16 protein-coding genes (1 of these 16 cut by a window edge) are annotated in these 17,850 nt (G+C 70.3%); 12 read left to right on the forward strand and 4 right to left on the reverse strand.

Annotated features, from left to right (window positions below; translation table 11 throughout):
• Together hglS and MWN52_RS19170 are read left to right on the forward strand one after the other, a co-directional pair.
• Positions 1–1,074, forward strand: the 3' portion of a protein-coding gene (gene hglS, locus MWN52_RS19165) for a 2-oxoadipate dioxygenase/decarboxylase HglS (RefSeq protein ID WP_286575904.1). It extends 282 nt beyond the left edge of the window; only the last 1,074 of its 1,356 coding nucleotides appear in the window; its start codon lies beyond the left edge, outside the window; its stop codon occupies positions 1,072–1,074.
• Between the two features lie 197 nt (positions 1,075–1,271).
• Positions 1,272–2,357: a PA0069 family radical SAM protein gene (locus tag MWN52_RS19170; RefSeq protein WP_286575905.1), complete on the forward strand. Its 1,086-nt coding sequence runs from the start codon at positions 1,272–1,274 to the stop codon at positions 2,355–2,357.
• Between the two features lie 96 nt (positions 2,358–2,453).
• On the opposite strand, the gene MWN52_RS19175 is transcribed toward MWN52_RS19170, so the two are convergent.
• Entirely contained in the window at positions 2,454–3,371 is a 918-nt protein-coding gene (locus MWN52_RS19175; RefSeq protein ID WP_286577803.1) for a LysR family transcriptional regulator, read from the reverse strand.
• A gap of 227 nt (positions 3,372–3,598) precedes the next feature.
• Between MWN52_RS19175 and MWN52_RS19180 the strand changes: the two genes are divergently transcribed.
• The 5 genes from MWN52_RS19180 (at position 3,599) to acpA (ending at position 9,631) form a co-directional block, all read left to right on the forward strand.
• Positions 3,599–4,813 carry an MFS transporter gene (locus MWN52_RS19180; RefSeq protein ID WP_345783501.1) on the forward strand — a complete coding sequence of 405 codons (1,215 nt, stop codon included), beginning with the start codon at positions 3,599–3,601 and terminating at the stop codon, positions 4,811–4,813.
• Positions 4,813–6,090, forward strand: a complete 1,278-nt coding sequence (locus tag MWN52_RS19185) for an SGNH/GDSL hydrolase family protein (RefSeq protein WP_286577804.1) — start codon at positions 4,813–4,815, stop codon at positions 6,088–6,090. The genes MWN52_RS19180 and MWN52_RS19185 overlap by 1 nt, the downstream gene beginning before the upstream one ends.
• On the forward strand, positions 6,090–7,151 hold the full coding sequence (locus MWN52_RS19190) for an aldo/keto reductase (protein ID WP_286575906.1): 1,062 nt from the start codon (positions 6,090–6,092) through the stop codon (positions 7,149–7,151). The genes MWN52_RS19185 and MWN52_RS19190 overlap by 1 nt, the downstream gene beginning before the upstream one ends.
• Before the next feature lie 107 nt (positions 7,152–7,258).
• A complete protein-coding gene (locus tag MWN52_RS19195) occupies positions 7,259–7,789 on the forward strand; it encodes an energy transducer TonB (RefSeq protein ID WP_286575907.1) in 531 nt (176 codons plus the stop codon).
• Between the two features lie 135 nt (positions 7,790–7,924).
• Positions 7,925–9,631 (forward strand): acid phosphatase, encoded by a 1,707-nt coding sequence (acpA, locus tag MWN52_RS19200; protein WP_286575908.1) that lies wholly within the window; start codon positions 7,925–7,927, stop codon positions 9,629–9,631.
• A 1-nt stretch (position 9,632) separates the two neighbouring features.
• On the opposite strand, the gene MWN52_RS19205 is transcribed toward acpA, so the two are convergent.
• On the reverse strand, positions 9,633–10,034 hold the full coding sequence (locus MWN52_RS19205) for a winged helix-turn-helix transcriptional regulator (protein WP_130520245.1): 402 nt from the start codon (positions 10,032–10,034) through the stop codon (positions 9,633–9,635).
• A gap of 101 nt (positions 10,035–10,135) precedes the next feature.
• Here MWN52_RS19205 and MWN52_RS19210 point away from each other — a divergent pair, with 101 nt between their 5' ends.
• Positions 10,136–11,254, forward strand: a complete 1,119-nt coding sequence (locus MWN52_RS19210) for an NADH:flavin oxidoreductase (protein WP_286575909.1) — start codon at positions 10,136–10,138, stop codon at positions 11,252–11,254.
• 4 nt (positions 11,255–11,258) lie between these two features.
• On the opposite strand, the gene MWN52_RS19215 is transcribed toward MWN52_RS19210, so the two are convergent.
• Positions 11,259–12,170: a LysR family transcriptional regulator gene (locus tag MWN52_RS19215; protein WP_286575910.1), complete on the reverse strand. Its 912-nt coding sequence runs from the start codon at positions 12,168–12,170 to the stop codon at positions 11,259–11,261.
• Positions 12,171–12,273: 103 nt separating this feature from the next.
• Between MWN52_RS19215 and MWN52_RS19220 the strand changes: the two genes are divergently transcribed.
• From MWN52_RS19220 to MWN52_RS19235, 4 genes are all read left to right on the forward strand, one after another.
• Positions 12,274–13,545: an MFS transporter gene (locus MWN52_RS19220; protein ID WP_286575911.1), complete on the forward strand. Its 1,272-nt coding sequence runs from the start codon at positions 12,274–12,276 to the stop codon at positions 13,543–13,545.
• A 3-nt stretch (positions 13,546–13,548) separates the two neighbouring features.
• The gene (locus MWN52_RS19225; RefSeq protein ID WP_286575912.1) at positions 13,549–13,929 is read left to right on the forward strand and encodes a VOC family protein; all 381 of its coding nucleotides are present in this window, start codon (positions 13,549–13,551) and stop codon (positions 13,927–13,929) included.
• An 80-nt stretch (positions 13,930–14,009) separates the two neighbouring features.
• Positions 14,010–14,837, forward strand: a complete 828-nt coding sequence (locus MWN52_RS19230; RefSeq protein WP_286575913.1) for an NAD-dependent protein deacetylase — start codon at positions 14,010–14,012, stop codon at positions 14,835–14,837.
• Between the two features lie 99 nt (positions 14,838–14,936).
• Positions 14,937–16,049 carry an NADH:flavin oxidoreductase/NADH oxidase gene (locus MWN52_RS19235; protein WP_286575914.1) on the forward strand — a complete coding sequence of 371 codons (1,113 nt, stop codon included), beginning with the start codon at positions 14,937–14,939 and terminating at the stop codon, positions 16,047–16,049.
• A 23-nt stretch (positions 16,050–16,072) separates the two neighbouring features.
• Here the strand turns inward: MWN52_RS19235 and MWN52_RS19240 are convergent, their stop codons facing one another.
• A complete protein-coding gene (locus MWN52_RS19240; protein WP_286575915.1) occupies positions 16,073–17,839 on the reverse strand; it encodes a GMC family oxidoreductase in 1,767 nt (588 codons plus the stop codon).
• Between the last annotated feature and the right edge of the window lie 11 nt (positions 17,840–17,850).

A 17,850-nucleotide genomic window follows, 5' to 3' on the forward strand; every position in this document is an offset into this window, starting at 1 on the left:
GTGGGTTACTACGATCTGTCCGTCGCCGGGGTGCCGGTGCATTCGACCGCCTTCCGCCCGACCACGGCGCAGGCGCTGGCGGCCAATCCCTTCCGTGTGTTCACCTCGCTGCTGCGGCTGGAGCTGATCGACGATGCCGCGCTGCGCGCGCAGGCCGCGGACATCCTGGCCAGGCGCGACATCTTCACCGCTGGCGTGCGGGCGCTGATCGCGCAGTACGAACGCGATGGCGGGCTGGGCGAGGAGGAGGCCAGGCGCTTTGTCGCCGAGGCGCTGGAGACCTTCCGCTGGCACGGCGATGCGACGGTCTCGCGCGCCATCTATCAGGCCTTGAGCGACGCCCACCGGCTGATCGCCGACGTGGTGTGCTTCCACGGGCCGCATATCAACCATCTCACGCCGCGCACGCTGGACATCGATGCGGCCCAGGCGCAGATGCTGGCGCGTGGGATCGAGGCCAAGGCGGTGATCGAGGGGCCCCCGCCGCGCGCGGTGCCGATCCTGCTGCGCCAGACCAGCTTCAAGGCGCTGGAGGAGGCGGTGTCCTTCCCGAACGGCGAGGCGGCCGAGGCGGGCACGCATACCGCGCGCTTCGGCGAGATCGAGCAGCGCGGCCTGGCGCTGACGCCGAAGGGCCGGGCGCTGTACGACGCGCTGCTGGACCAGGCGCGCGATGCGGGCGCCGGCAGCACCGGGGCGGACTATCCCGCGCGGCTGGCGGCGGCGTTCGCGCAGTTCCCCGATGATCTGGACACGTTGCGGCGCGAGGGCCTTGGCTACTTCCGCTACGCGCTGACCGGGCGCGGGCGCGCGGCGCCGGCGGCCGAGCGCGATGCGCCGGCCGAGGTGCTGATCGCGCGCGGCCTGGCCACGGCCGACCCGATCGTCTACGAGGATTTCCTGCCGGTCAGCGCGGCCGGCATCTTCCAGTCGAATCTGGGCGGGGCCGAGCAGCATGCCTATGCGGCCAATGCGCGTCGGGCCGAGTTCGAGGCGGCGCTGGGGGCGCCAGTGGCCGATGAGTTCGCGATCTACGCGGCGCTGCAGGAGGCCTCGCTGCAAAGCCTGCGCTGACGGGCCTGACCGCCCTTCCACGGCGACGATCGAGATTCGACAGGTCTCGCGTCGCTGCGATCATGGGCAGTCACCACCGCAGTGCTCTGGTGCGCGGCGTTTATGGCTTGGCTCCGGAACACCGTCACGATGGGGCTCGCCCGTCGCCGACGGGCCGCGTCGCATCCGTCGAGATGGCAGGCGCGTAGCCTGCGCACATGAGCAACTTCATCAAGGGCCGCGGCGCCGGCAGTCACCTGCCCGGCCGCTTCGAACGGACCGTCAGCCAGGCCGAGGATGACGGCTGGCATGCCGAGGACAGCGAGGAGTTCGCCGCGCCGCGCTTGCGCACGCAGGTCAGCGAGGAGACCGCGCGCAGCATCATCAGTCGTAACCAGTCGCCGGACGTGGGCTTCACCCAGTCGGTCAACCCTTACCGCGGCTGCGAGCACGGCTGCAGCTACTGCTTCGCCCGCCCCAGCCACGCCTATCTGAACCTGTCGCCGGGGTTGGATTTCGAGACGCGGCTGTTCGCCAAGACCAATGCGCCGGAGTTGCTGCGGCGCGAGCTGGCCAGGCCCGGCTACGTGCCCAGCCCCATCGCGCTGGGGATCAACACCGACGCCTATCAGCCGATCGAGCGCAAGCTGCGACTGACCCGTCGGCTGATCGAGGTCTTCGCCGAGACCCGCCACCCGTTCTCGCTGATCACCAAGAACGCGCTGGTCGAGCGCGACCTGGATCTGCTGGCGCCGCTGGCACGCGACAATCTGGTCAGCGTGCACTTCTCGGTGACTTCGCTGGACCCGCGTCTGTCGGCGAGGCTGGAGCCACGCGCATCGGCGCCGCATGCGCGGCTGCGCGCGATGCGCACCCTGCACGAGGCCGGAGTGCCCGTCGGGGTGATGGTGGCGCCGGTGATCCCGTGGATCAACGACCAGGCGTTGGAAGCGGTGATGGAGGCGGCTCGCGACGCCGGCGCCGAGTCCGCCGGCTACGTGCTGCTCCGCCTGCCGCACGAAGTGGCGCCGCTGTTCCGTGACTGGCTGCGGGCGCACCATCCCGACCGCGCCGCGCACGTGATGAGCACGGTGCGTCAGCTGCGCGGTGGCAAGGACTACGACAGCGCCTTCGGCAAGCGCATGCGGGGCCAAGGGGTGTATGCCGACCTGCTGGCGCGGCGCTTCGCCTTGGCGCACAAGCGCTTGGGTTACGCCGATACTCCCCGCCGCAGCCTGGACTGCAGCCGCTTCGTCAGGCCGCTGCCGCCGCGGCCGACATCGCCGCAGGGTGTGTTGTTCTGAGCGCTTGCGTTCGCGAACCGCGGCGCTGCCGATCTCGCCTCGCCACAGCTTTGCCGCGCCGCGGGAGGCCTCACTGCAAAGCCTGCGCTGAGGGCTTCACCGCGCTTCCAGCCGCTCCCACGGCGGCGGGTCGCCCAGCCGGGCGGTCAGGAATTCGACGAACCGCCGCACCCGCGGCGGTTGCAGCCGCGCCGGGGTGACGGCGCTGATGGACGTGACCGGCGGGCGCCAGTCGGGCAGCACCGCGAGCAGCCGCCCGGCGCGCAGGTCGGCGGCGACATGCCAGAGCGAGTGCACGGCGATGCCCTGCCCGGCGAGCACGGCCTCGCGCAGGACTTCGCCGAAATTGCTCTCGAAACGGCTGGCCATGCGCACCCGCACGCTCTGCCGGTCCGGGCCGACCAGGGTCCAGACATCCTGGCGGCCGTCGCGCCCCATCAGCAGCACGCCATCGTGGGTGGCCAGGTCGGCCGGCGTCCTGGGCGTGCCCATCCGGCGCAGGTACTCGGGTGAGGCACACAAGACACGCGCATTGGAGGCCAGGCTGCGCGCGTAAAGGCCCGAGTCGGCCAGCGGGCCGATGCGGATGGCCAGGTCGAAGCCTTCCTTCACCAGGTCCACCAGGTGATCGCTCAGATGCGCGCTGACGCGCAGCCGGGGATGCAGACGCTGGAATTCCGGCAGCAGCGGCGCGACGTAGAGCATGCCGAACGAGGCCGACAGGGTGACGCGCAAGGTTCCCGAGACCTGCTGGGCGCTTTCGCGGAGGTCCTCGCCCAGGGCCTCCAGATCGCGGACCAGCACGCGGCCGCGCTCGGCCAGGGCCTGGCCCTCGGGCGTGGGATGCAGGCGGCGCGTGGTCCGGTGCAGCAGGCGCACGCCCAGCTCGCGCTCCAGGCGCTTGAGCCGCTGGCTGGCCACGGCGGCCGACAGGTCCAGCTGGCGGGCGGCGGCGCTGATCGAGCCCAGGTCCAGCACCCGCAGGAACAAGGCGATGTCGCCGACGCGGCCCATGGCCATTCTCAACGATGCATTGAAAGTGATTCAGGATAACAGTGCTTTTTTGATTGGATGTCGCCGGGCAGGCTAGGCGGCCTCTTCCCACGCTCCGGACCCGCGCTGCGCCACGTGCATGGCTTCGAACCATCGCCCCGCGGGCCCACTGCGTGTCCCGCAGGCCACCTGGACGATGGATCAGGCCCAGGTCGCGGCGGCTCGTCGTCCCCCTCCAGGAACCTGCCATGTCATCCCTGTCCTCTCCCCGAAGCACCCGCATGCCGGCGGCGCTGTACGCGCTGACCATCGGCGCCTTCGGCATCGGCACCACCGAGTTCATCCTGATGGGTCTGCTGCAGCAAGTCGCCGCGGACCTGAGCGTGTCCATTCCCGCCGCCGGCATGCTGATCAGCGGCTATGCGCTGGGCGTGTTCGTCGGCGCGCCGATACTGACCCTGGCCACGGCCAAGCTGCCGCGCAAGGCCGTACTGGTCGCGCTGATGGGGATCTTCACCGTAGGCAACCTGGCCTGCGCGCTAGCGCCGGACTACACCGCGCTGATGGCCGCCCGCGTGCTGACCTCGCTGGCCCACGGCACCTTCTTCGGTGTCGGCGCGGTGGTGGCGACCTCCCTGGTGCCAGCCGTACGCAAGGCGTCGGCGATCTCGATCATGTTCGCCGGGCTGACCGTGGCCACCCTGCTTGGCGTCCCGGCCGGCGCCTGGCTGGGCCTGCACCTGGGCTGGCGCGCCACCTTCTGGGCGGTGACCGCGATCGGCGTGGTCGCCCTGGCCGTGGTCGCGCTGTGGGTGCCGGCCTCGGCCGGCGCCGGCCAGGCGATGCACTGGCGCCAGGAGGTGGCCGTGCTCGGCCGCGGCCAGGTGCTGCTGGCGCTGGCGATGACCGTGCTGGGCTATGCCGGTGTGTTCGCGGTCTTCACGTACATCCAGCCGCTGCTGGTGCAGGTCACCGGCTTCAGCCAGTCCGCGGTCTCGCCCGTGCTGCTGGTGTTCGGCGTCGGCATGATCCTCGGCAACCTGCTGGGCGGGCGCTTGGCCGACCGCAGGCCCACCCCCGCATTGCTTGGCTCGCTACTGGCACTTGCGCTGGTCCTGGGACTGATGGCCTTGGCGCTGCATTCGCGGGTCGCGATGATCGCCTTCGTCGGTCTGCTCGGGACCGCCGCCTTCGCCACCGTGGCCCCGCTGCAGCTGCGCGTGCTCGACCAGGCGCAGGGTGCGGGCCAGAACCTGGCCTCCAGCCTGAACATCGCCGCCTTCAACCTGGGCAACGCCCTGGGCGCCTGGCTGGGGGGCGTGGTGGTGGCCAGCTCGCTCGGCCTGCCGGCCACGCCGTGGGTCGCGGCCCTGATCACGCTGGCCGGTCTGGCCGTCGCGTGGTTCAGCGTGCGAAGCGAGTACGCCGTCGACACCGAACACTGCCGTGGGGAGCTGCACTGATGTCCGCTAACCTCCATAAGGGGCTGCTGGCGTTATGCCTGTGCGCACCCGTCGCGCTGCAGGCGGCTCCTGCGGCGTCCTGGGTCACCACGTGGTCGGCCAACCCGCAGCCGCGTTGGGACGGGGCGTTTCCACTGCCCACCAAGCTGCCCTATCACCTGTGGAACCAGACCGTTCGCCAGGTGGTGCGCGTCAGCGTCGGCGGCAAGCGCCTACGCGTGGTGCTGTCCAATGCCTACGGCAGCGCGCCGCTGGTGATCGGCGCGGCGCATCTGGCCAAGGCGGCCGATGGGTCGTCGATCCTCGCCGCTAGCGATCGCGTGCTGCACTTCGACGGGCAGGCGTCGGTCGCCATCCCCGCCGGTGCCGCCTGGGTCAGCGACCCGGTCGCGCTGGACGTTGCGGATGGCGAACGGCTCGCGCTCAGCCTGTATCTGCCCGAGCCGACGCCGCCGGCGACCTTCCACTGGGAGGGACTGGATCAGGCCTGGTTGGCCGATGGCGATGTCACCGGCGCTCCAAGCCTGACGGCGACCGGCGCGGCCGAGGTGCGACTGTTCGCCACTGCGATCCAGGTGGAGACTGCCGCGCCGCGGCTGGTGGCGACCCTGGGCGATTCGATCACCGACGGAGCCGGCTCCACCCCGGGCGCCGATCATCGTTGGCCGGACGTCCTGGCCGATGCGCTTGCCCCGCGCGGCATCGCCGTGGCCAACGCAGGCATCTCCGGCGCGCGGGTGCTGTCGACGCTGATGGGCGAAAGCGCCTTGGCTCGCCTGGACCGCGATGTGCTCGCGCAACCAGGCATCGAGACCGTGGTAGTGCTGATGGGCATCAACGACATCGGCTGGCCCGGGACCGTGCTCGCGCCAGCGGCGCCGCCGGTCGAGTCGGCGGCGCTGATCGGCGGCTACCGCCAGCTGATCGCACGGGCCCGGGCGCGCGGGGTGCGCATCGTCGGGGCCACGATGCCGCCGTTCGAGGGCGCACTGGCCGACAGTGCGATCGTTGGCTACTACAGCGCCGACAAGGAGCGCACGCGCCAGGCGGTGAACCGCTGGATCCGCCAGGACGGCTCATTCGATGCGGTCGTCGACCTCGACCTCCTGCTGCACGATCCTGCACGGCCCCTGCGGCTGCTGCCGGTCTACGACTCGGGCGATCACCTGCACCCCGGCGATGCCGGCTATGCGGCGATCGCCCATGCGGTCGCCACGGTCCTGGCCGGCCTGGACGCCCACGCCGCCACGACTTCCCACCTCAAGGAACCAAATTGATGGAAACCCGACTGCTTGGCCGCTCCGGCCTCAAGGTGCCCGTGCTGGGCTTCGGTGCCGGCACCTTCGGCGGCAAGGGGCCGCTGTTCTCGGCCTGGGGCAACACCGGCGTCGAGCAGGCCAGGCGCCTGGTCGATCTGTGCCTGGAGGCCGGCGCCAATCTGTTCGATACGGCCGACGTGTACTCGGACGGCGCGTCGGAGGAGATCCTGGGCGCGGCGCTGGCCGGGCGCCGCGAGCGGGCGCTGATCTCCACCAAGACCGGGCTGCGTCTGGGCGAGGGACCCAACGACGCCGGCGCCTCGCGCCTGCGCCTGCTGCGCGCGGTCGACGACTCGCTTCGACGCCTGCGCACCGACTACATCGATCTGCTGCAGCTGCATGCCTTCGATGCGATGACGCCGGTGGAGGAGACCCTGTCCACGCTTGACGGCCTGGTCAGGGCCGGCAAGGTCCGTTACCTGGGCGCGTCCAACTACGCCGGCTGGCAGCTGATGAAGTCGCTGGCGGTGGCCGACGCGCGAGGCTGGAGCCGCTTCGTCGCCAATCAGACCTATTACTCGCTGGCCGGGCGCGATTACGAGTGGGAACTGATGCCGCTGGGCCTGGACCAGGGCCTGGGCGCGGTGGTGTGGAGCCCGCTGGGCTGGGGCCGCCTGACCGGCCGCCTGCGCCGCGGCCAGCCGCTGCCCGCGCAGAGCCGACTGCACGATACGGCCGCCTTCGCGCCGGCGATCGGCGATGAACGCCTGTTCGCCATCGTCGATGTGCTCGACGCGATCGCCGCCGAGACCGGCCGCACGGTGCCGCAGGTGGCGATCAACTGGCTGCTGCAGCGTCCGACCGTGAGCAGCGTGCTGATCGGGGCGCGCACCGAGGCGCAGCTGCGCGACAACCTCGGCGCGGTCGGCTGGTCGCTGACGGCCGAGCAGATCGCCCGCCTGGACGCCGCCAGCGCGGTGGAGCCGCCGTATCCGTATTACCCGTACTGGCGCGGTCAGTTCGCCGAGCGTAGTCCGGTGGCGGTTGCCGCCGCCGCAACCACACCTGCGGCGATTTGACAAGCAGCCTGGGCGGAGTAGATTCGGGAAGGCGATGCTTCGTGAGCACGGAGCTGGCGGCTGCTTCGACCAACGCTCGTTTCCCTCGATTGACAAGGAGTTCGAAGATGGAACGCTCTCTTGCACGGTTATGCGCAGGCGCTCTCGCGCTTGCGAGTTTTGGCTGCGCCGCCACGGAACTGACCGTGGCCCGCTTCGAAGAAGGTGTGGTCCCTGTGCTGGTTTCGGTGAACAGCCAAGGCAAGATCACCCGGGTACAGGCTTCGCAGACCTTGAAGCCGTCGATGAACCGGCTGCTTCGCAAGAACCTCGATGAAGCCATCGTGGCGCCGGCGCTGCGCGACGACCATCCGGTCAACAGCCAGATGGTGCTGCGGATGAAACTGAATCTCACGCCGATGGAGGATGGCCGGTACGCCGCGAAGTTCGTGCCGGTGGATGGCAAGCAGGTGCCTTTCGGCGCCTGGTTCTGGCGACTCGATGGCGACCGCTATGCCTTGGTGGACGATTTCCGCGGCCCGTCCATGCCGCGCCAGGCCATGCCGCCGCAATTCAATCGCGAACTGCACACCCCGCCGTCGCCGCCTCCGCAGCAGCCCTCTCAGCCGCCCGCGACTTCCGGTTCAAAGCGCGCTTGACCGGCAGGACAAGCCTGCCAATGTGACCGGCCGCCCACGGCATGACCTTCGTGCCTGACGGCGGTCATCAAGACTCTGCACACTAGGGGGCGCTCCGAGAGGAGCGCCTTCTTCGTTTTCCGCACAGAGTCCACGATGAGCCAGCACGACGACGATTTGCCCGAGTCCTTTCTCTCCGATCCGCAGCGCCGCCGGTTGCTGGGCGGGCTTGCCGCCGCGGGCGCCGCGCTGGGGCTGGGCGGCGAGGCCGCCGCCAAGACCGCCGGCGTCGGAGCCGCGGCTTCGGCCAAGGCCGGCAGCCGCGCGGCCACGCCGGTCACCGATGCCCAGCTGCGCGAGCAGGTGCAGACCATCGTGGTGCTCTATGCGGAGAACCGCAGCTTCAACAACCTGTTCGCCGACTTCCCGGGACTGCAGCAGCCGCTGAAGGCGCTCGACCCGGCCAAGGCGGTGCAGAAGGACCGCGACGGCACGCCGCTCAAGACCCTGCCGCCGATCTGGGACGGCATGGTGCCCGATGCCCAGGTGGTCAATCACCGCAGCTATCAGATCAAGCAGGAGGACATCACCGGCCTGCCCAATGCGCCGTTCGCGCTGCGCACGCCGGCCGGCGAGCCGCTGCCGCACGGCGTGGTCACGCGCGACCTGGTGCACGAGTTCTACCGCAACCAGATGCAGATCAATGGCGGCAAGAACGATGGCTTCGTCGCCTGGGGCGACACCGGCGCGCTGCTGATGGGGCACTACGCCGACACGGCGGTGAACCTGCGCCTATGGCGGCTGGCCCAGCAGTACACGCTGTGCGACAACTTCTTCATGGGCGCCTTCGGCGGCTCGTTCCTCAATCACCAGTACCTGGTCGCCGCGCAGCCGCCGTTCTATCCGAACGCCGACAAGAGTCCGGCCAAGCTGCACATCGCCAAGACCGCCGACGGCAAGCCCGACGGCAAGGCGCTGATCCCGGCCGAGAACAGCCCGGCCAGCGCGATGGACGGCGTGGCCAAGTTCACCTCGCGCCCGACGCTGACGCCGGACTACTGGGCGGTCAACACGATCGGGCCGCCGTACTCGCCGGGCTTCAACGTGGACAAGGCCAATCCCGCGCTGGCCGATGCCAGCAGCGCCAACACCTGCCCGCCGCAGTCGCACAAGCACATCGGCGACATGCTGAGCGCCAAGGGCGTGGACTGGGCCTGGTACGCCGGTGCGTTCCAGGCGGCGCTGGACGGCATGGGCGACAGCAACGACGGCAGCTTCCCCAGCCATCCCAACTTCCAGGCCCATCACCAGCCGCTGAACTACTTCGCTTCGCTGGCGCCGGGCAGCGCGGCGCGCAAGCAGCACCTGCGTGATGGCGGCCTGGGCGAGACCGCGGCGACCAACAAGTTCATCGCCGACGCGCAGGCCGGCAAGCTGCCGCCGGTGGCGTTCTACAAGCCGCAGGGCAATCTCAACATGCATGCCGGCTACTCGGACATCGAGGCCGGCGACCGGCACCTGGCGGCGATCGTGCACGCCCTGCAGAACAGCCCGCAGTGGAAGCAGATGGTCGTGGTGATCACCTTCGACGAGAACGGCGGCTGGTGGGATCACGTGGCGCCGCCCAAGGGCGATCGCTGGGGGCCGGGCACGCGCATCCCGGCGCTGGTGATCTCGCCCTTCGCCAAGCGCGGGCATGTGGACCACACGATCTACGACACCGGCTCGATCGCGCGCCTGATCACGCGCCGCTTCGGCCTGGAGAAGCTGCCGGGCCTGAAGCTGCGCGAGGACGCGATGGTCGCCGCCGGCGGCCCGCCGCCGGGCGATCTGACCGGCGCGCTGGATTTCAACCAGGCTTGAATCAGTCGTTGGCGGCCGCGGGCAGCGTTTGCGCCTGCTCGCGGGCGTCGAAGGCCTCGCGCGCCCGCTCGACATCGGGCAGGTGCTCGCGGGTCCAGGCGTGAAGCGCCTCGAACGGCGCCTTGAGCGTGCGGCCCAGCGCGGTGATGCGGTACTCCACCGCAATCGGCGAGGCGGTGACCACGCGGCGCTCGATGATGCCGTTGCGCTCCAGCCGGCGCAGGGTCTGGGTGAGCGCCTTCTGGGTGATGCCTTCCAGGGTGCGCTTGAGCATGTTGAAGCGCAGCGGCTGGCGGCAGAGGGCGGCCAGCACCAGCACCGACCACTTGTCGGCGATCTGGTCCAGCAGCAGGCGGCTGGGGCAATCGGCGGCGGAGAGCACCTGGGGCTGCGGCGCGTGCATGGTGGTTTCCTTGGAGATACCTGGTCGCTTGAGGGTGCCTGATTGACACCTGGTATACGAAATATACTCTCTTGCGCCTCCCTTCCCCCACGGAGTTGCCCATGTCCTCTGCTGCTGCGCAGGTGCTGTTCCGCCCTTTCCAGGTCAAGTCGCTGGCGCTGAAGAATCGCATCGTGATGGCGCCGATGACGCGCGCGTTCTCGCCTGAGGGCGTGCCAGGCCCCGACGTGGCGGCCTATTACCGGCGTCGCGCCGAACACCAGGTCGGCCTGATCCTGTCCGAGGGCACGGTCGTGGACCGGCCGGGCGCGCGCAACGACCCGGGCATCCCGGTCTTCCACGGGCAGGCGGCGCTGGCCGGCTGGCGTGCGGTGATCGACGGGGTGCACCAGGCCGGTGGCCGGATGGGCCCGCAGCTGTGGCATGTCGGCGCGGTGCAGAGCTTCCAGACGGCCTGGGAGCAGGACGGCGTCGAGAGTCCGTCGGGCCTGGAGGCGCCGGGCAAGCCGCGCGGCCGGGCGATGACCGAGGAGGACATCGCCGACACCATCGCCGCCTATGCGCGCGCGGCGGCCGACACCCAGGCCCTGGGCTTCGACACGCTGGAGATCCACGGCGCGCACGGCTATCTGCTCGACCAGTTCTTCTGGGCGCCAACCAATACGCGCGACGATCGCTACGGCGGCGCCACGCTGGCCGAGCGTTCGCGTTTTGCCGTCGAGGTGGTGCAGGCCATGCGCGCGGCCGTGGGGCCCGACTTCCCGATCATCCTGCGCCTGAGCCAGTGGAAGCAGCAGGACTACAGCGCGCGCCTGGCCGACACGCCCGAGGCGATGGCTGCCTGGCTGGTGCCGCTGGTGGAGGCCGGCGTGGACGTGCTGCATTGCTCGCAGCGGCGCTTCTGGGAGGCCGAATTCCCGGAGATCGACGGGGCCGACGGGCTCAACTTCGCCGGCTGGGCGAAGAAGCTCACCGGCGCGGCGACGATCAGCGTGGGCTCGGTCGGCCTGTCGGGCGACTTCATGGGCGCCTTCGGCGGCGAGGGCTCCAGCGCGGTCGGCCTGGACCGGCTGGTGGCCCGCATGGAACGCGAGGAGTTCGACCTGATCGCCGTCGGCCGTGCGCTGCTCAGCGATGCGCGCTGGGCGGAGAAGATCCACCGCGGCGCCACCGACGAACTGCGCGACTTCGACGCCGCGGCGCTGGGCCGGCTGGACTGATCGCTCAGGCGGCGCCGGCCTGCATCGGGTCGGCGCCGCGCGCCAGCGCCAGCAGATGGCGCAAGGGTGGCGGGGTATGGGCTTGGGTAGGCATGGCCGCCAGCGCCAGCCGCGCCATCGGCACCGGGCCCTCGATGTCCAGATAGCGCACGCCGGGCAGCTGCAGCTGGGCGGTGGATTCGGGCACTACCGACACGCCTAGCTCGGCCGCGACCAGGTTGACGATGGAGGACATCTGCGGCGCCTCTTGGGTGATAGCCACGCTGAAGCCGGCCTGGCGGCAGGCGGACAGGATCTCGTCGTACAGGCTGGTGCCGAAGCTGCGCGGGAACAGGATGAAGGGCTCGCCGGCCAGCACCGACAGCGGCGCGCTGCGCCGGGCCGCCAGCGGATGCGCGGCCGGCACGGCGATCTTCATCGGCTCGTCCGGGAAGCGGATCAGCGCCAGCTCCGGCGGGGTGGCCACGCTGTAGCGGATGAAGGCCGCATCCAGCCGGCCCTGGGCCAGGCCGTCGAGCAGGCCGGCGGTGTTGGTCTCCTCCAGCGCCAGTTCGACCGCGGGCCAGGCGCGGCGGTAGTCGCGGATCAGCTGCGGCACCACCGGGTTGAACGCGGCCGAGGCGGTGAATCCCAGCCGCAGGCGGCCGCTCTCGCCGCGCGCGGCCCGGCGCGCGCTGTCGGCGGCGCGCTCGACGTCGACCAGCACGCGCCGCACCTCCAGCAGGAAGGCCTGACCGGCGTCGGTCAGCTGGGCGCCTTGCGGGGTGCGCACGAACAGCGGCGTGCCCAGCTCCTTCTCCAGCGCCTGGATCTGCTGGCTCAAAGGCGGCTGGCCGATGCCGACGCGCGCGGCGGCGCGGGTGAAGTTGGCCTCCTCGGCCACGGCCAGGAAGTAGCGCAGGTGTCGCAACTCCATGATGCTCCATATGTAGGACGTATGGCGACTGCCTGCATCATATATTGGACGCGTGGTCATGGCGGTCAGATACTGCCCTCCCCCTGCGCCAGCTTCGTTCGCCATGCCCCGCGCTTCCGCCACTGCCCTGGACGCAGGTCCAGCGTCCGCCGACCTCGACACGTCCTTGCCGCTGGGGCGCATCCGCCTGGCGCTGTTCCTGGCCGGGTTCGCCACCTTCTCGCTGCTCTACAGCGTGCAGCCGCTGCTGCCCGAGTTCGCCAGGAGCTTCGGGGTCAGCGCGGCCGCCAGCTCGCTGCCGCTGTCGCTGGCGACCGGTGGGCTGGCCGTGGCGATCTTCTGCGCCGGTGCGGTGTCGGAGAACCTGGGCCGGCGCGGGCTGATGTTCGCCTCCATCGCGCTGGCCGCGGTGCTCAACGGCGTGGCCGCCTTCCTGCCGCACTGGGAGTCGCTGGTGGTGGTGCGCATGCTCTCGGGCATCGCGCTGGGCGGCGTGCCGGCGGTGGCCATGGTCTACCTGGCCGAGGAGCTTCCGGGCCACAAGCTGGGCGCGGCCACCGGCCTGTACGTGGCCGGCAACGCCTTCGGCGGGATGATGGGCCGGATCGGCATGAGCGTGCTGACCGACCACCTGGGCTGGCGCACGGCGCTGGCCACGCTCAGCGCGGTCGACCTGCTGGTGGCGATCGGCTTCGTGCTGCTGTTGCCGCCCTCGCGCAACTTCGTGCGCAAGACCGGGGTGCGGCTGGGTTACCACGTGCAGGCCTGGGGCGGGCATCTGCGCGACCGCTATCTGCCGTGGTTGTTCGCGATCCCGTTCCTGCTGATGGGCACCTTCGTCAGCGTCTACAACTACGCAGGCTTCCGCCTGGGCGGGCCGGAGTTCGGCCTGAGCCAGAGCCAGATCGGCCTGATCTTCTCGGCCTATGTGTTCGGCATCGTCTCGTCCTCGGTGGCCGGATCGGCCTCGGATCGCTTCGGCCGTGGGCCGGTGGTGCTGGCCGGCACGGTCTGCGCGATCGCCGGAGTGGCGATGACGCTGTCGCATGTCCTGTGGCTGGTGATCTTCGGCATCGTGCTGCTGACCATCGGCTTCTTCATCGCCCACTCGGCCGCCAGCGCCTGGGTCGGCCGGCTGGGCAAGGCCAGCAAGAGCCACGCGGCCTCGCTGTATCTGCTGGCCTACTACATCGGCTCCAGCGTGATCGGCTCGGTCAGCGGCTGGTTCTGGCAGCACGGCGGCTGGGGCGCGCTGGTGATCTTCTGCCTGGCGCTGCAGGCGCTGGCGCTGCTGGCCGCGCAGGTGCTGCGCAAGGGCGCCGACGACAGCAGACCCTACGGACGCTTCGGTCCGCACCCGCCCAGAGGAGAATGAGCGATGAAAGTCGAACGCCTGGACCACCTGGTCCTGACCGTCGCCGACGTCGAGGCCAGCTGCGCCTTCTATGCGCGCGTGCTGGGCATGGAGGTGATCACCTTCGGCCAGGGCCGCAAGGCGCTGGCCTTCGGTCAGCAGAAGATCAACCTGCACCGGCATGGGCATGAGTTCGAACCCAAGGCGCGCACACCCACGCCGGGCTCGGGCGACCTGTGCCTGCTGATCGACACGCCGATCGAGCAGGCCCAGGCGCAGCTGCAGGCGCTGGGCGTGGTCATCGAGCAAGGCCCGGTCGCGCGCACGGGCGCCACCGGGCCGATCACCTCGCTGTACTTCCGCGACCCGGACGACAACCTGATCGAGATCAGCCGCCCGGCCTGACGCGCCGACGCACGGGCCTGTCCTTGCGGTGTCGCGGTGCGCCCCCAAGATAGGACACACGCCAGCCCGGTCAGGCCCGCATGAACGTCCCGCACCCCGCCCTCCGCGATTTCATCGAACGCCACGAGCGTCTGTTCGTGCTGACCGGCGCGGGCTGCAGCACCGATTCGGGCATCCCCGATTACCGCGACCGCGACGGCGCGTGGAAGCGGCCGCAGCCGGTGACCTATCAGGCCTTCATGGGCGAGCTGGCCACGCGCCAGCGCTACTGGGCGCGCAGCCTGGTCGGCTGGCCGCGCTTCGGCGCCGCGCGGCCCAACGGCGTGCACCGTGCGCTGGCGGCGCTGGAGGCGCGCGGGCAGCTCTGCCTGCTGCTGACCCAGAACGTGGACCGCCTGCACCAGGCCGCCGGCAGCCGCCAGGTGATCGATCTGCATGGCCGGCTGGATGTGGTGCGCTGCATGGGCTGCGAGCGACGCACGCCGCGGGAGGACTTCCAGGCCGAGCTGGTCGCGCGCAATCCAGGCTGGGACCGGCATCACGCCGGTATCGCGCCCGATGGCGATGCGGATCTGGAGGGCGTGGACTTCGCGGCATTCGACATCCCGGCCTGCGCGCACTGCGGCGGCGTGCTGAAGCCGGACGTGGTGTTCTTCGGCGAGAACGTGCCGCGCGAGCGGGTGGTCGCCGCGCGCGAGGTGCTGGAACGCAGCGATGCGCTGCTGGTGGTGGGCTCTTCGCTGATGGTGTACTCGGGCCTGCGCTTCGTGCAGTGGGCGCATGCGGCCGGCCTGCCGGTGGCCGCGCTCAACCACGGCCGCACGCGCGCCGACGCGTTGCTCACGCTGAAGGTGCAGCACGACTGCGCGCAGGCGCTGGCCTTTCTCGAGGACGGTGTGACGGCGTGAGCGTCGTGCGCGCGACAGGCTGATCCAGCGGTGCGCTTGCGGGGTGCTAACGCCGCGCGTTGCAATGTGGGCTCTCCCCCCGTTGTAAGGCCACACTTCGTGAGCACGCTGTTTTCGCCCCTGTCCCTGGGGCCGCTGTCGTTGGACAACCGCATCGTCATCGCGCCGATGTGCCAGTACTCCTGTGATGATGACAATGGACAGGCCAATGCCTGGCACGCCATGCATCTGGGTCATCTGGCGCAGTCCGGCGCCGGCCTGCTGATTCTGGAAGCCACCGCGGTCGAGGCGCGTGGACGCATTTCCTGGGCCGATCTGGGCCTGTGGGACGACGCCACCGAGCAGGCCCTGCGCCCTGTGGTGGAAGGCATCCGGCGCTGGTCGCCGATCCGGCTCGGCATCCAGCTGGCCCACGCCGGGCGCAAGGGCTCCACCCACAAGCCGTGGGAGCACGATGGCGCGGCCATCGCGCCGGACGCGCCGCACGGCTGGCAGACGGTCTCCTCCACCGATCGTCCGTACGCGGAAGGCGATCCGGCGCCGCAGCGCCTGGACGAGGCCGGCGTCGAGGCGATCGTGCAGGCCTTCGTCGACAGCGCGCAGCGCGCGCACCGGCTGGGCTTCGACCTGATCGAGCTGCACGGCGCGCACGGCTATCTGCTGCACCAGTTCCTCTCGCCGCTGAGCAACGATCGCACCGATGCCTATGGCGGCTCGCTGGAGAACCGCCTGCGCCTGCCGCTGCAGGTGTTCGACGCGGTGCGCGCGGCGGTGCCGGACAGCATGGCGGTCGGCATGCGCATCTCGGCCAGCGATTGGGTCGAAGGCGGCTGGGACGTGGCGCAGAGCATCGCCCTGGCGCAGGCGCTGGAAGCACGCGGCTGCAGCTATCTGCACGTGTCCAGCGGTGGCTTGGATCCGCGCCAGCAGATCCCGGTGGAACCCGGTTACCAGGTGCCGTTCGCCCGCGACATCAAGGCGGCGCTGTCCACCATGCCGGTGGTCGCGGTCGGCCTGATCACCGAGCCGGCGCACGCCGAGCGCATCGTGGCCGAAGGCAAGGCCGATGCGGTGGCCATCGCCCGCGCCGCGCTGTACGACCCGCGCTGGCCCTGGCACGCGGCGGTGGCGCTGGGCGCGACCCTGCCGATCGCCTCGCAGTACCTGCGCAGCGAACCGCGCGAGGCGCGCGGCGTGTTCAAGCCGCGCTGAGGCGATCCCGAGACGCGCGTTGGTTACGCCAACGCGCGTGGCGAGGACAGGTACTGGTCGCGAATGGCCTTCGCCGACCAGTAGGTCAGCGCGGCCACCAGCCCGGTGGGGTTGTAGCCCAAGCCCTGCGGGAAGGCCGACGCACCGGGGACGAAGACGTTGTGCACGTCCCAGCTCTGCAGATACCGGTTGAGCACGCTGGTGGCCGGGTCGGTGCCCATGATCGCGCCGCCGTTCAGATGCGTGGTCTGGTAGCTGGTGGTATCGAAGTGATCGCCGAAGTCGCGCACCAGCTTGCGGGTGGAGGCCGGGCCCATGGCCTTGGCGATGCCGTCGAGCCTGTCGGCCATGAAGCGCGCCATGCGCGTGTCGTTCTCCTGCCAGTCGAAGGTCATGCGCAGCAGCGGCAGGCCGTGGACGTCGGTATAGGTCGGGTCCAGGCTGAGGTAGTTGCTGCGATAGCTCATGTGCGCGCCGTGCGCGTCCATCGACACGGTGTGGGTGTAGTGCTCGGCCACCGCGCGCTTCCACGCCTGGCCCCAGCCCGGCGTGCCCGCCGGGAGCGCGATGCCGCTGATCGGCTTGACCCCGGCCTGGTTGACCCACATCGGTGAGCCGCCGACGAAGCCGGCCGCCGCATGATCGAAGTGATCGGCGTTGAAGTCGTCGATCGCCACGCCGTTGCCACCGGCGCCGATGAACTCGTTGCTGTGCACGTCCCGGCCGAAGAACGCCTTGACCGTGGCCATGTTCTGGTAGGCGAAGTTGCGCCCGACCACGCCGGTGTTGCTGGCCGGGTCGTAAGGCGTGCCGATGCCCGAGAGCAGCAGCAGGCGCACGTTGTGGAACTGAAAGGCCGAGACGATCACCAGGTCCGCGGGCTGGAACACCTCGCGCCCCTGCGCATCGACGTAGGTCACCCCGGTGGCGGTCTTGCGATCGGGCGCCAGCTCCACCCGGGTCACCTCGCAATGCGTGCGCAGCTCGAACAGCGGCTGCTGGCGCAGCGCCGGCCACACGTTGACGTTGGGCGAGGCCTTGGAATAGTTGTAGCAGGCATAACCGCTGCAATAGCCGCAGAAGTTGCACGTGCCCATCTGGCAACCGTAGGGGTTGGTATAGGGGCCGGAGGCGTTGGCCGAGGGCATGTCGTAGGGGTGATAGCCCAGCCCGGCGGCGGCCGAGAAGAAGCGCTGCGCCGAGACGGTGCGCTTCTGCGCCGGCAGCGGGAACGGCGCCGAGCGGTCCGGCGCCAGCGGGTTGCCGCCCTTGTCCCGCCCCACCACTTCGCCCCGCACGCTCCAGGCGCTGCCGGAGGTGCCGAACACCTTCTCAGCGAAGTCGAAGTGCGGCTCCAGCTCCTCGTAGCTCACGCCGAAGTCCTGGATGGTCATGCCCTCGGGGATGAAGCGCTTGCCGTAGCGCTGCTCGTAATGGCTGCGCAGCTTCAGCTCCACCGGGTCGACGCGGAAGTGCACGCCGGACCAGTGCAGGCCGGCGCCGCCGACGCCATCGCCAGGCAGGAAGGCGCCGAGCTGCCGATACGGCAGCGCGGTATCCGCCTCGGTATGACGGATCGTGACGGTGCTGCGCGAGAGATCCTGGAACAGCTTCTTGCGCACGCTGTAGGTCAGCTCGTCCAGCGTGCTCGGGTAGGCACCGTCGGGCTGGGTGTCGCGCGCGGCGCCGCGTTCCAGCGCGACCACGCGCAGGCCGGCCTCGGTCAGCTCGCGCGCCATGATCGACCCGGCCCAGCCGAAGCCCACCACCACCACATCGGTCTTCTTCATCGTGGTCGCCA

The sequence above is a fragment of the Pseudoxanthomonas winnipegensis genome (assembly GCF_030322905.1).
Lineage (GTDB): Bacteria > Pseudomonadota > Gammaproteobacteria > Xanthomonadales > Xanthomonadaceae > Pseudoxanthomonas_A > Pseudoxanthomonas_A winnipegensis.